General features: G+C 66.6%; 12 protein-coding genes. 9 read left to right on the forward strand and 3 right to left on the reverse strand.

Annotated features, from left to right (window positions below):
- Positions 1–5 precede the first annotated feature (5 nt).
- The 7 genes from J2X37_RS08720 (at position 6) to J2X37_RS08750 (ending at position 7,016) form a co-directional block, all read left to right on the forward strand.
- A complete protein-coding gene (locus tag J2X37_RS08720; protein ID WP_310020080.1) occupies positions 6–398 on the forward strand; it encodes a hypothetical protein in 393 nt (130 codons plus the stop codon).
- A gap of 19 nt (positions 399–417) precedes the next feature.
- Positions 418–1,599: a carboxynorspermidine decarboxylase gene (locus J2X37_RS08725; protein ID WP_310020082.1), complete on the forward strand. Its 1,182-nt coding sequence runs from the start codon at positions 418–420 to the stop codon at positions 1,597–1,599.
- A 530-nt stretch (positions 1,600–2,129) separates the two neighbouring features.
- Entirely contained in the window at positions 2,130–3,020 is an 891-nt protein-coding gene (locus tag J2X37_RS08730; protein ID WP_310020084.1) for a hypothetical protein, read from the forward strand.
- A gap of 268 nt (positions 3,021–3,288) precedes the next feature.
- Entirely contained in the window at positions 3,289–4,491 is a 1,203-nt protein-coding gene (locus J2X37_RS08735) for an alanine racemase (RefSeq protein ID WP_310020086.1), read from the forward strand.
- Positions 4,492–4,951: 460 nt separating this feature from the next.
- Positions 4,952–5,587: a CPBP family intramembrane glutamic endopeptidase gene (locus J2X37_RS08740; protein WP_310020089.1), complete on the forward strand. Its 636-nt coding sequence runs from the start codon at positions 4,952–4,954 to the stop codon at positions 5,585–5,587.
- An 85-nt stretch (positions 5,588–5,672) separates the two neighbouring features.
- Positions 5,673–6,611 carry a nitronate monooxygenase family protein gene (locus J2X37_RS08745; protein ID WP_310020092.1) on the forward strand — a complete coding sequence of 313 codons (939 nt, stop codon included), beginning with the start codon at positions 5,673–5,675 and terminating at the stop codon, positions 6,609–6,611.
- Positions 6,612–6,761: 150 nt separating this feature from the next.
- Positions 6,762–7,016 carry a hypothetical protein gene (locus J2X37_RS08750; protein ID WP_310020094.1) on the forward strand — a complete coding sequence of 85 codons (255 nt, stop codon included), beginning with the start codon at positions 6,762–6,764 and terminating at the stop codon, positions 7,014–7,016.
- Between the two features lie 85 nt (positions 7,017–7,101).
- Here J2X37_RS08750 and J2X37_RS08755 read toward each other — a convergent pair whose 3' ends face one another.
- The 3 genes from J2X37_RS08755 to murI form a co-directional block, all read right to left on the reverse strand.
- Positions 7,102–7,704: a hypothetical protein gene (locus tag J2X37_RS08755; protein ID WP_310020096.1), complete on the reverse strand. Its 603-nt coding sequence runs from the start codon at positions 7,702–7,704 to the stop codon at positions 7,102–7,104.
- A 70-nt stretch (positions 7,705–7,774) separates the two neighbouring features.
- Positions 7,775–8,989: a 5-aminolevulinate synthase gene (gene hemA / locus J2X37_RS08760; RefSeq protein WP_310020098.1), complete on the reverse strand. Its 1,215-nt coding sequence runs from the start codon at positions 8,987–8,989 to the stop codon at positions 7,775–7,777.
- A 335-nt stretch (positions 8,990–9,324) separates the two neighbouring features.
- Positions 9,325–10,146 carry a glutamate racemase gene (gene murI / locus J2X37_RS08765; protein ID WP_310020101.1) on the reverse strand — a complete coding sequence of 274 codons (822 nt, stop codon included), beginning with the start codon at positions 10,144–10,146 and terminating at the stop codon, positions 9,325–9,327.
- 125 nt (positions 10,147–10,271) lie between these two features.
- Between murI and plsY the strand changes: the two genes are divergently transcribed.
- Positions 10,272–10,871, forward strand: coding sequence for a glycerol-3-phosphate 1-O-acyltransferase PlsY (gene plsY / locus J2X37_RS08770; protein WP_310020103.1), 600 nt, complete (start codon positions 10,272–10,274; stop codon positions 10,869–10,871).
- 7 nt (positions 10,872–10,878) lie between these two features.
- Entirely contained in the window at positions 10,879–11,973 is a 1,095-nt protein-coding gene (dprA, locus tag J2X37_RS08775) for a DNA-processing protein DprA (protein WP_310020106.1), read from the forward strand.
- Positions 11,974–12,050: the final 77 nt, after the last annotated feature.

Raw genomic sequence — 12,050 nt, forward strand, 5'->3', positions numbered from 1 at the left:
TCGTCATGCGCGCCTTTCTCCTTGCTCCCGCCCTGCTGATCGTCGCCGCCTGCACGCAGGCGTCGGCGCAGTCCGACCAGCCGATTGCCGCGCCCGATGCGCAGGGGCCGGTTGCGACCGCCAGCGTCGATGCCGCGACCTGCAAGGCGGCGGGCGGGTTTCTCGACCGGCGGGGCCGGATGCAAAGCGAGATCTGCGTCCATCCCTATGCCGACGCGGGCAAGGCCTGCCGCGACAGCCAGGAATGCGACGGCAAGTGCGTGACCGGTGCGAGCCCGGAACCGGGGGAAGCGGCGGACGGTCAGCTTGTCGGCCAGTGCCAGGCCGATGATGCGCTGTTCGGCTGCTATGCCGAAGTCGTCGACGGCAAGCGCGTCCGCGCGATCTGCGTCGACTGACCTGAGCGGAGGGCAGGCGATGGAAACCCGCGCGGGCGATCCCGGCGCATTTGCGCAATTCGATCTCAACCTCGTCGACAGCCCGGCCTTCGTGGTCGATGCGGCCAAGCTGCGTTCGAACCTGCGCGTGCTGGCCGACATCCGCGACCGGGCCGGGATCAAGGTGCTCTCGGCACTGAAGGCGTTCTCGATGTGGTCGGTGGCGCCGACGATCGGCGAGTACCTCGACGGGGTCTGCACGTCGGGCCTGTGGGAAGCGCTGCTTGCCGCCGAGCACTACGACGGCGAGATCGCGACATATTGCGCGGCCTACAAGGAAGAGGACATGGAGGAGATCCTGCGCCTCTCGGACCATGTCATCTTCAACACCCCGATGCAGCACGAGCGGTTCCGGCCGCAGATCGAGATGGCGCGCAACCGGGGCGAATCGTTCGATGTCGGCTTGCGCATCAACCCGATGCATGCCGAGGGCGAAGTGCCGCGCTACGACCCCTGCGCCCCGCATTCGCGGCTCGGCTTCCCGATCGACCAGCTGACCGAGGAGCATCTCGAAGGCATCGACGGCATCCACTTCCACACCTTGTGCGAGCAGGATTTCGAGCCGCTGAAGCGCACCTGGGAATCGCTGCTGCCGTGGCTGGAGGACGTGATACCCGACCTCAAGTGGCTCAACTTCGGCGGCGGGCACCACATCACCCGCAGCGACTACCAGCGCGACGATCTGGTCCGCTTCCTGATCGACGTGCGCGACACCACGGGCTGCGAGATCTACATGGAGCCGGGCGAAGCGGTCGCGCTCGATGCCGGGATTCTCGTCGGCACGCTGCTCGACACGCACTGGAACGGCATGCCGCTGGGCATCACCGACGTTTCCGCCACCTGCCACATGCCCGACGTGATCGAGGCGCCCTACCGCCCCGCGATGCTGGGCGAACTGCCCGAGGAGGCGGGTGTCGAACCGATCCGGCTGGGCGGCCCTTCGTGCCTCGCGGGCGATGTCATCGGCGACTATCGCCTGCCGGTGAAGCCCGAGGCCGGCGCGCGTTTCGCGTTCCTCGACCAGGCGCATTATTCGATGGTGAAGACGAACACCTTCAACGGTGTGCCGCTGCCCTCGATCTGGCTGTGGGACAGCGAGACCGGCATGCTCGAGAAGATCAAGGGGTTCGGCTACGACGCGTTCCGCGACCGGTTGAGCTGACACGCCGAAGCACCAGGGCGCCCGCGCGAAAATCAGGGATCGGCAGGAGGGAAACCGGCGGAGCCGGCCGGGAGGAAGGCGGGGCTCGGACAAAGCCTGTCGGAGATCGCGGGTCATGCCGCCGTCCGGACAAACGGCGTAGCCTGACAGCTTCGATCTCCTGCCACTCCTCCGGACGGCTCACGCCAGTCCAGGCAGCAAGCCGCAGTGGGACGGACCGTTTGGGCGACCCTTCCGACCACAGGAGCGCAAGAATGCACTCCGCCTGCAACGGGCCGCCAACGCTGGAACAGGCGCGGACGGCCCAGTGCCGATGAGAGACGGACACTCCCCCGAGGCACCGTTTCCATCCCTGCGACCGAAGCCGCAGACGGGGCAAACCCGCCGATACCGATCCCCCAACCGGTATCGGGACATGCTCTTCCTAGAAGCTGGTTCAGGTTTCAGGGAGTTGCACCAAGCTGCGCATCGCGATGCAACCTTCCTGCAACCCGGTTGCAAATATCGCGCAGATGCTTATGCCCTTGCCCATGAACCGCGTTCCCGATCTGGGCGAGAAGCTCGACCTATTGTTGAAGGCCTCGTCGCTCAGCCGCGTCGCGATCGCGCACGAGGTCGGCGTCGACAAGTCGCTGGTCGGCCGCTGGGTCAAGGGCACGATCCATCCCGGCGAACACAACCTGGCCAAGCTGACCGGGGTGTTCCGCGCCCATTTTCCCAAGCTGACCGTGGCCGACTGGTACGAGGACAAGGCCGAACTGGCGCGGCGTCTGGGCATTCAGGCCCGCAGCAGCGCGCTTGGCGTCGCCGCCGGTGCCAGCGGCCCCTTCGCCAGGATCGCCGAGGTCTCCGAACCCGAAATCGCCTTCAAGGCCGCCACTTACGAGGGTTTCTGGCGCACCACCCGCCCGTCGGTGGTGATGCAGGGCGAACTCTTCCATGACTACGGCATGTTCCGCCTGAACGACAACGGCATGATCGACGTGATCATGGAAGGCGCGGGCCTGACGTTCACCGGCTGGATGTTCCCGATGTCGGGCAACCTCTACGTCTTCCTGTTCGATCCGGTGGGCCGCACGCCGCTGATCGTGCTGATGAAGGGCGTCACGCTGCCAAAGGCGCTGTCGATGGAGGGGTTGCTGCTCCTCTCCGCGCTCGATCCGCTGCGCACGCCGGCCGCGGTGCCGATCATCCTCGAACGGCTTGGCGACCTTTCGGGCGATCGGGAGGCGGACGACCGGCGCCTGCGCGAAATCATCGATTCGCCGCCCGAACCGGTCAGCCCTCTGGGGACCGAGGCGCTGCGCAAGGCCTGTTTCCGTAACGTGGGGCCCGAGGCGGCGAAGATGGGCGGCAGTTTCCACCTGATCGTCACCGGCGCGCTGTCGCAGGGCGCCACTTCCAACGGCCTGCACGGCTGAAACGCGCCCGGTCGCGGCGATCCCACGGCTGGCGGCAAAGCGCCGGACAGGCGGCTCCTTGTTGCTACAAGGAGGCATTCACCCCGATTCGACCATGTCCGCCGGCGCCATCGTCACGGTTTTGTCACCAAAAACCCGGCCTCGAACCGCGTTTTAAACTTGCAGTTCATCGTCGCTGACTTATATGCGCCCCTCGCTGCCCCAAGGGGACTTCCTAAACCGCAAGGCAGCCTTTGTCTGAAACGCTTTGTTTTGGGGGTCCCTTGAGTTGCACCATCATCCTGACGCCACTGCTGTAGTCCGCGCTCTCGCTCCGGACGAACCGGTCATCCTCAATCGCCCGCACGCCGCGGCGCGAGCCGCCCGTTTCTTTGTCGAAACGTTTCCGGGCAAGGTGCTCTATGCGGTGAAGGCCAACCCTTCGGCAGATCTGCTGCGCATCCAGTGGGACGCGGGCGTGAGCCATTTCGACGTCGCCTCCATCGCCGAAGTACGGCTGGTGCGCGAAACGCTGCCGCAGGCGACGCTGTGCTTCATGCACCCGGTCAAGACCGAACGCGCGATCGAGGAAGCATACTTCCAGCACGGCTGCCGCACCTTCAGCCTCGACACGGTCGAGGAGCTGGAGAAGATCGTGCGCGCCACGAAAGGTGCGAAGGACCTGCGCCTCTGCGTCCGGCTCCGCGTGTCTTCGGAATATTCGGAACTGTCGCTCGCCGCCAAGTTCGGCGTCGACCTCGCCGATGCGGCCGCCCTGCTGCAGGCGACTCGCCAGGTCGCCGACTGGCTGGGCATCTGCTTCCACGTCGGTTCGCAGGCGATGACGCCCTTTGCCTATGTCCAGGCGCTGGAACGCGTGCGCGCCGCGATTGCCGAGGCTTCGGTCGTCATCGACATGGTCGACGTCGGCGGCGGCTTCCCGTCGGTCTATCCGGGGATGGAGCCTCCGCCGCTGGAGGATTATTTCCGCATCATTCACCAGCACTTCTACGCGCTGCCCATCGCTTACAACGCCGAACTGTGGTGCGAGCCGGGCCGTGCGCTGTGCGCCGAATACAACTCGATGATCGTGCGCGTCGAAAAGCGCCGCGAACACGAGCTGTACGTCAACGACGGCGCCTATGGCGCGCTGTTCGATGCCGCGCACATCGGCTGGCGTTTCCCTGTCCGCCGCATCGCGGCCGACGGCGCCGCTGGCAACGATGTAGAGGCGGAGGACTTCGCGTTCTACGGCCCGACCTGCGACGATGCCGACTACATGGAAGGCCCGTTCCGGCTGCCCGGCGATATCAAGGCGGGCGATTACATCGAGGTCGGCATGCTCGGCGCCTATGGCGCGGCGATGCGGACCGGGTTCAACGGCTTCGGCACCGGGCCGGTGGTATCGGTCGACGACGAGCCGATGAACAGCCTCTACCGCGGGGACCGCGCGGACCCGCGCGTATCGGACAACGTCGTTTCGCTGCGCTAAGCTCCGGGGCAGACGGGATAGTTGATCACACCCCCATGCCGGGTTGCCGGCATGGGGGTGTTTTTCTGTTCTGCGCACCTTGATTGGCCTGATGATCATCGGGATGCGAAGGGCAACAACAAGGGACCGCCGGGACCGGTCATGCTCTCGCTTCTGGTCGGCGTTGCGATTTTCATGATATTCGTGACGCAATCCCCCCGACTGGCGGAAAGGTTTCGGCGGCCCGAAACTGTCCATGACGATATGTTCGAGAGGGTCGCCATAGCCTTGCTCTTTGCTCCCATGGCATCTGCGATTTTCGCGATAGTCCGCAGCAAACCGAAATAGCGAGCACCCAGGTCCGACGAGATCCCGCCAACCAGACATATAACCCAAACCGGCCCGTCTCATTCCGGCCAGCTTGTCTATCCGCGCATCGTCGCTAAGGCTTTGTCAGACCTGTTTTCCTAAAAGGCCGCTCATGTCGTCCTCCCCCGCCAAGGCCACTGCGACGCTGCTGGCCGCAATCGCCTGTCTTGCGCCGCTCGTGCCGGTCGTGCTCTGGCCCGGCACCGGCATTCTCGCCTCGATCGGGGTGGCGGTGATCGGCCTGGTCTTCTTCAAGCGATCTCGGGCGGCAACGCTGGCGATGGTCTGGAACAGCCGGGTGACCTCGATCGCGCTCGGCATCGCGGTTGGCGGGGCGATGGTCTGGGGCATCGCCAATCTCGTGCGCCCGCTGGTCGAACGCTGGCTGGGCAAGGGCGTCGACGTTTCGGGGCTGGAGCAGGTGGCCGGCAATCCACTGGTCTTCGCCATCACGCTCGCCGTCGCGCTGGGCAGCGCGGTGCTGGAGGAGGTGATCTTTCGCGGCTACGTCGTCGGCTGGGGCGCGCAGGTCTTCGGCAAGGGTTTCGCGCCGTGGCTGATGCTGCTGTCGTCGGCCGTCTTCGGCTGGGCGCACATGGGCTATGGGGCGAGCGGGGCGGTGGTCACCGGCTTTGCGGGCTTCGTGCTCGGCGTCCTTTACCTCTTGTGCGACCGCAAGGTGCTGCCCTGTATCGCCGCGCACATGACCTTCAACGCGGTGGGATCGGTCGCGCTCTATCTTTCCTAAACGTGCGTCGTGCCATGGGACTTGCCTCGGTGCGGCGGTGCGGGCAGTCACGTCGGACCAGCACGAGAGGATCCGAACGCCTGCCATGACCCTGCCCGCGAACCTTGCCGCCCGCATGAAGCTGCCGGTCATCGCCTCGCCGATGTTTATCGTGTCGCAGACCGAACTGGTGCTGGCCGAATGCCGGGCCGGGATCGTGGGTGCATTTCCGTCGCTGAACGCGCGGGGGGAGGGCGAGTTCGAGCGCTGGCTGATCCGCCTGAACGAGGAACTGACCGGGGAGGACGCCCCCTTTGCGGTCAACCTCATCGTTCACCGCAGCAACCCCCGGCTGGACGAGGACTTGGCGCTTTGCGTCAAGTACAAGGTGCCGATCGTCATCACTTCGCTGGGCGCGCAGGTCCATGTGAACGAGGCGATCCATTCCTATGGCGGGATCGTGCTGCACGACGTGATCGACAACCGCTTCGCGAAAAAGGCGATCGAGAAGGGCGCCGACGGCCTGATCGCGGTGGCGGCGGGCGCGGGTGGTCACGCGGGCACGCTCTCGCCCTTCGCGCTGATGCAGGAAATCCGCCAGTGGTTCGACGGCCCCGTGGCCCTGTCCGGCTCGATCGCCAGCGGGTCGGCGGTCCTCGCGGCGCAGGCGATGGGCGCGGACCTGGCCTATATCGGTTCGGCCTTCATCGCGACAGAGGAAGCCGTGGCGGTTGCGGAATACAAGCAGATGATCGTCGACAGCGCGGCGAGCGACATTCTCTACACCGATCACTTCACCGGCGTGCACGGCAACTACCTGCGTCCGTCGATCACGCGGGCGGGGCTCGATCCCGACAACCTCGGTACCAAGGCGGACATGGATTTCGGCGCAGCGGTGGAGCCGGGGGCCAAGGCGTGGAAGGACATCTGGGGCTGCGGCCAGGGCATCGGCGCGATCGGCGCGGTGGTCCCGGCAGCGGAACGCGTGGCGCAACTGGCGCGCGAATATGCTGAGGCAAAGCGGCGGCTCTGCGGCCAGGGCTAGGGCTGACGTGCGACTTTTGGTGGCTGTTTGCGATCGCATTGCGGACGATTGGCATTGGCGTGAAAATACGTCTTACTAGCAGTGTCCAAATCGCTCCCGCAGAATGCCCCAGCCTTGACGTCCCTAACTTCAATTCTCTTGGCTGGGCTAGTGGCCGCCACTTTGAAGCCACTATACTGCATTCAGCTCTCAACGATTGCCGTGTTGCTAGCAAAGAAGCCTTTTCCCTTGCGCATCTGGCGTTATGAGCAAGCCGAATTGTGGTCGCTTGCCGCGCTTGTCGTAGCTTTGTTTTTCTTATTCAAATTTCAAAGTATTTGGCTTGGTTTTGGTGTCGGAGTGATCGGTATCGCACACATTTGTGTGATCCATTTTAAATACATTGCAGCCTTGCGGGAGAAATAACCGGAGCGTCAACTTTCCACCCCATCCCTGACATCTCAACCGTTGCGGCACCGTGTCCTTCCCCGCCGCGGCGAGACCAGACGCGCTAGCTCAGGCGGCGCAGGCCGGCGTTGCCCCAGGTGTCGGGATCGAACCAGGTGCAGGCCATGTCGGGCCTTGCGTCGGCGAGCCGCATGAATTCCGCGAACGGCGCGATCGTCCGGGCGCAGACCAGCTCGGTCAGGTTGCGGCATGTGATCAGCGGTCCAAGGTCCTTGTCGCGCAGCGTGACGTTGGTCAGCGTCAGTTTGCGAAAGGCGAAGCCGTCGAGCGGTTCGAGGCTCGCGACCTTCTGGCTGGTGTTGATGCTGCCGTCGATGCCCAGCATGTCGAGCCGGTCCTTCAGCGGGCGCAGCCAGTCCAGTTCGTAGAGGTGCTTGGCGTTCTCGATCTCGAGCTGGGTCAGCGCCGGCAAGCGGGTCAGGACCGAGAAGTCGGGAACGTTGCGCGGCGAATCGAGCTTCAGCTTGCGCAGCTTTTTCAGGTTGCCGATCGCAGAGATGTCGTGAGCGGTGATCGGCCAGCCGAGGTGCAGGTCTTCGAGATCGGCGAGCTGGACAATCTCGTCGAAGAACGGCTGGTTGACCGCGCTGCAAGACAGCGTGCGCAGATGGACGCGGCGGGCGATGCCGGCGTGCGAATTCTTCACCCGGTGGTGCGCGCCGACCGTGGCGTCGAGCGGGATGCCGACCGCGTCGCCTCCCGCCTCGGCATCGTCCTTACGCGGCGCGGCGCATCTCCATGCGTTCCCAGATCTCGACCAGCGCCTGGACCAGTTCGGTCATCATCTCGCGCGTGTGGGCGGGGCCGGGGGTGAAGCGCAGGCGTTCGGTGCCGCGCGGCACGGTCGGGAAATTGATCGGCTGCACGTAGACGCCGTATTCGGCCAGCAGGATGTCGCTGATCCGCTTGGCCGCAACCGGATCGCCGACCATCAGCGGAACGATGTGCGTGGTCGAATCCATCACCGGCAGCCCGGCCTCGCGCATCGCGTCCTTGAGGAAGGCGGCGGCGGCCTGCTGGCCCTCGCGCTCGACGCTGCTCGACTTGAGGTGCCTGACGCTCGCCAGCACGCCCGCGACGAGCACCGGCGACAGCGAGGTGGTGAAGATGAACCCCGGCGCATAGCTGCGCACGCAGTCGATGATCTTGCGATCGGCGGCGATGTAGCCGCCCATCACGCCAAAGGCCTTGCCCAGCGTGCCCTCGATGATGTCGATGCGGTGCGCGGCCTCGTCCCGCTCGGAAATGCCGCCGCCGCGCGCGCCGTACATGCCGACGGCGTGCACTTCGTCGATGTAGGTGAGGGCGTTGTACTTTTCCGCCAAGTCGCAGATCGCGTGGATCGGGGCGACGTCGCCGTCCATCGAATAGACGCTTTCGAACGCGATCAGCTTGGGCAGGGCCGGGTCTTCGGCGGCCAGCAGCTCTTCCAGATGCGCGACATCGTTGTGGCGCCACACCCGCTTTTCGCAGCCCGAATTGCGGATACCCGCGATCATGCTGGCGTGATTGAGTTCGTCGGAAAAGATCACGCAGCCGGGCAGCAGCTTGCCCAGCGTGGTCAGCGTCGTGTCGTTGGAGACATAGCCGCTGGTGAACAGCAGCGCGCCTTCCTTGCCGTGCAGGTCGGCGAGCTCGGCTTCCAGCTCGACGTGGTAGTGCGTGTTGCCGCCGATGTTGCGGGTGCCGCCCGATCCGGCGCCGACGTTGTGCAGCGCCTCTTCCATCGCCTCGATCACCTTGGGGTGCTGCCCCATGGCGAGATAATCGTTGGAGCACCACACGGTGATCGGCTTGGGCCCGTTATGGCCGGCAAAGCACCGGGCGTTGGGATAGGCGCCCTTGTTGCGCAGGATGTCGATGAAGACGCGGTAGCGGCCTTCGGCATGGAGCCGATCGATCGCCTGGTCGAATACCTGGTCGTAATTCAATGTCACGCTTCCGTCGTTGTCCGAATGGCCAGCGGCACGTTGCCCAGCAGCACGTCGCGAAGCATCCTGGTCCACGACCCGAAGCCCGTTCCGTTCTGCGCGCCCATAGTCCATCGTCCGTCTCCATGCAAAGTCTTTGCGCGGCCCGTTGCCGTTCGGATCGCGTTCGCTGGCGGCGTCATATGCCAAGAAGGGTCGATCGCCGCCCGGCTGCCCGCCCGATGTCAAATCCAGCACCGGGCGACGATCGACCGGAGCCATGGCGGGCGCAGGCTACGCCGTCCTTGCGCTCGATCAAATTGGCCGAAGGAACGATGCTCCTGGCGGGCCGCGGGTCAGAGCAGGCCGACATCCGTGATTCCCCGCGCCGCCAGTGCCGGTCGCAGCGGGTCGAGCCGCCCGTCGTCGCTGGTGAAGACGGCCCGGTCGGGGCGGCTGCGGGCCATGGGCTGTCCCTGCGTCAGGTGCGCGATGCGCCGGGCGATGCCTTCCGCACCGTCGACCAGCGCGACATCGGGGCCGAAGGCGGCGCGCAATTCATCGGCGAGCAAGGGGAAATGGGTGCAGGCAAGGACCAGCACGTCGATGACCTTCCCGTCGGCCATGCGGGCGAGATTGGCCGCGGCCCGCTCGATCGCCGCGACATCGACCGGCTCTCCGCGCAGCTTCGCCTCCGCCGCGGCGACGAGATCGGGGGCGGCCAGGCGCAGCAGCGTCTTGCCTTTGGCGAATTCGGCCTCCAGCTTGTCGACATAGGCCTGGCGGATCGTCGCCTCGGTGCCGATCAGGCCGATGGTCCCGGTCCGCGTCCGCTCCGCCGCCGGCTTGATCGCGGGGACGGTGCCGACGATTGGCAGGTGCAGGACGTCGCGTACCATGCCCAGCGCGATGGTGCTGGCGGTGTTGCAAGCGATGCAGGCCAGCCGCGGGCGATAGCGCTCGCTCATCCGCCCCAGCAATCCGGCGACGCGGGCGGCGATTTCGGCCTCGCTCTTGCTGCCATAAGGCAGGCCGGCGGTGTCGGCGGCATAGATCAGCGGCGCATCGGGCATGGCGGCGCGCACGGCGTCGAGCACCGACAGGCCGCCCACACCCGAATCGAAGATCAGGACGGGGGCGTCGGCGGCGATGTCCGGGGCGGCGGCGATCTGGGTCATCGCCGGGTGAATGGCCCCGCGACGGCCCCTTGGCAAGTCCACGCCACGGATTGTGCCCGCGGTGCCAAGCCGCTAGCCTGCCGCGCAAATCCGGCCGACCGACCGGCCCATAAGGAACCACCATCTTGTCCGTCACCGCGCTGATCTCGGCCCTCTTGCTGGGCTATGTCCTCGGCTCGATCCCCTTTGGCGTGATCCTCACCCGCATCGCCGGTGCGGGCGATCTCCACGCGATCGGTTCGGGCGGGACGGGGGCGACCAACGTGCTGCGCACCGGGCGCAAGGGGTTGGCCGCGGCGACCTTGCTGCTCGATCTGGCGAAGGGGGCGCTCGTCGTGTTCCTGGCCCGCGGTTTCTTCCCGGGTATGGAGGGGCTGGCCGGGCTCGCGGCGGTGGTGGGCCATTGCTACCCGTTGTGGCTGCGCTTTCGCGGCGGCAAGGGCGTGGCGACGATGATGGGCGTGGCACTGGGCCTCGCCTGGCCGATCGGGCTGGTCTTTGCGGTGGTCTGGCTGGCGATGCTGGCGATCACCCGGATTTCGTCGGTCGGGGGAATGAGCGCGGCGATCGCGGCACCCATCGCGGCCCAGCTGCTCGGTCCCGCGATCTACGCTCCGGCCTTGGCGGCGATGACCGTCGTCGTGCTGTGGCGGCACCGGGCCAATATCCGCCGGCTCTTCGCCGGGCAGGAACCGCGCATCGGCGCGGGCAAGGACCGGGCCTGAGCCAGGCATGACACTGTCGCAGGAAGAGGCGTTCGCGCGCATCCGCTTGTTGCGCAGCGCCAACGTCGGCCCGGTCAGTTATCGTCACATGCTGGCGCGCTACGGCGATGCGGCCCGTGCGCTGGAGATGCTGCCCGAACTGGCGGCGCGCGGGGGCAGGCGGCAGGCCGCAGCCCCAGCCGATGCCGTGCGGGCGGAGATCGCAGCGGTCCGGGCGGCGGGCGCGCGATACCTGTTCCACGACGATCCCGCCTATCCGGCGCTGCTGCGCGAGGCGCCGTCGTCGCCGCCGATCCTGACCTATCGCGGCGATGCGGCGCTGCTGCAGCGCCCCGCGGTCGCCATCGTCGGCGCGCGCAACGCCAGCGCTGCCGCGCTCAAGCTCGCGCGCCAGTTCGGCGAGGCGCTGGCCGAACAGGGGCGGCTCGTCGTCTCCGGCCTTGCCCGTGGCATCGATGCCGCCGCGCACGAAGGGGCGCTGGCGGGCGGGACGACGGTGGGGGTCATCGCCGGCGGCATCGACGTCGTCTATCCGCCGCAGCACGCCGACCTGCAGGAGCGTATCGCCGCAGAGGGCGTGCTCGTTGCCGAACAGCCACCCGGCGTAGAGCCGCAGGCGCGCCACTTCCCGGGCCGCAACCGGGTTATCGCCGGGCTTTGCGCCGGAACCCTGGTGGTGGAGGCTGCTCCCCGGTCGGGCTCGCTGATCACCGCGCGTCTTGCGGCAGAGGCGGGGCGCGAGGTCATGGCGATACCCGGCAACCCTCTCGACGGGCGGGCGCGGGGCTGCAACCAGCTCATCAGGGAAGGCGCGATCCTGGTCCAGACGCCGGAGGACGTACTCGAACTGCTCGACGGTTTCACCGGCCTGCCGCGAAGCACGTTCCGCGAGGAAACGGAGGTGTTCGAGCGGGTAGCCGAGGAACGCGAAGCCCCGCCCGCGGACATCGCCAGCCTGCTTTCCGCCGCGCCGGTGCCGGTCGACGACCTGGTGCGGGCCAGCGGCGAGAGCGCGTCGGCGATCCAGCTCGCGCTGCTCGAACTGGAACTTGCCGGACGGCTGGCACGCCATGCCGGGGGCAAGGTCAGCCTCGTCGCCTGAGCCGCACGGAAGGGGGCAAGCGGTGCGAAGGCTTTTTTGATGCCTTCGCTTGACGCCCGTGTCATCGGCCCCCCAGA

The sequence above is a fragment of the Croceicoccus sp. BE223 genome (assembly GCF_031457155.1).
In the GTDB taxonomy this organism is placed as follows: domain Bacteria; phylum Pseudomonadota; class Alphaproteobacteria; order Sphingomonadales; family Sphingomonadaceae; genus Croceicoccus.

What these genes read in the sequence shown, in the direction of transcription:
- J2X37_RS08720 (WP_310020080.1), top strand. Translation starts at nt 6, where the DNA reads ATGCGCGCCTTTCTCCTTGCTCCCGCCCTGCTGATCGTCGCCGCCTGC.
- J2X37_RS08725 (WP_310020082.1), top strand. Translation starts at nt 418, where the DNA reads ATGGAAACCCGCGCGGGCGATCCCGGCGCATTTGCGCAATTCGATCTC.
- J2X37_RS08730 (WP_310020084.1), top strand. Translation starts at nt 2,130, where the DNA reads ATGAACCGCGTTCCCGATCTGGGCGAGAAGCTCGACCTATTGTTGAAG.
- J2X37_RS08740 (WP_310020089.1), top strand. Translation starts at nt 4,952, where the DNA reads ATGTCGTCCTCCCCCGCCAAGGCCACTGCGACGCTGCTGGCCGCAATC.
- J2X37_RS08745 (WP_310020092.1), top strand. Translation starts at nt 5,673, where the DNA reads ATGACCCTGCCCGCGAACCTTGCCGCCCGCATGAAGCTGCCGGTCATC.
- murI (WP_310020101.1), bottom strand. Translation starts at nt 10,146, where the DNA reads ATGACCCAGATCGCCGCCGCCCCGGACATCGCCGCCGACGCCCCCGTC.
- dprA (WP_310020106.1), top strand. Translation starts at nt 10,879, where the DNA reads ATGACACTGTCGCAGGAAGAGGCGTTCGCGCGCATCCGCTTGTTGCGC.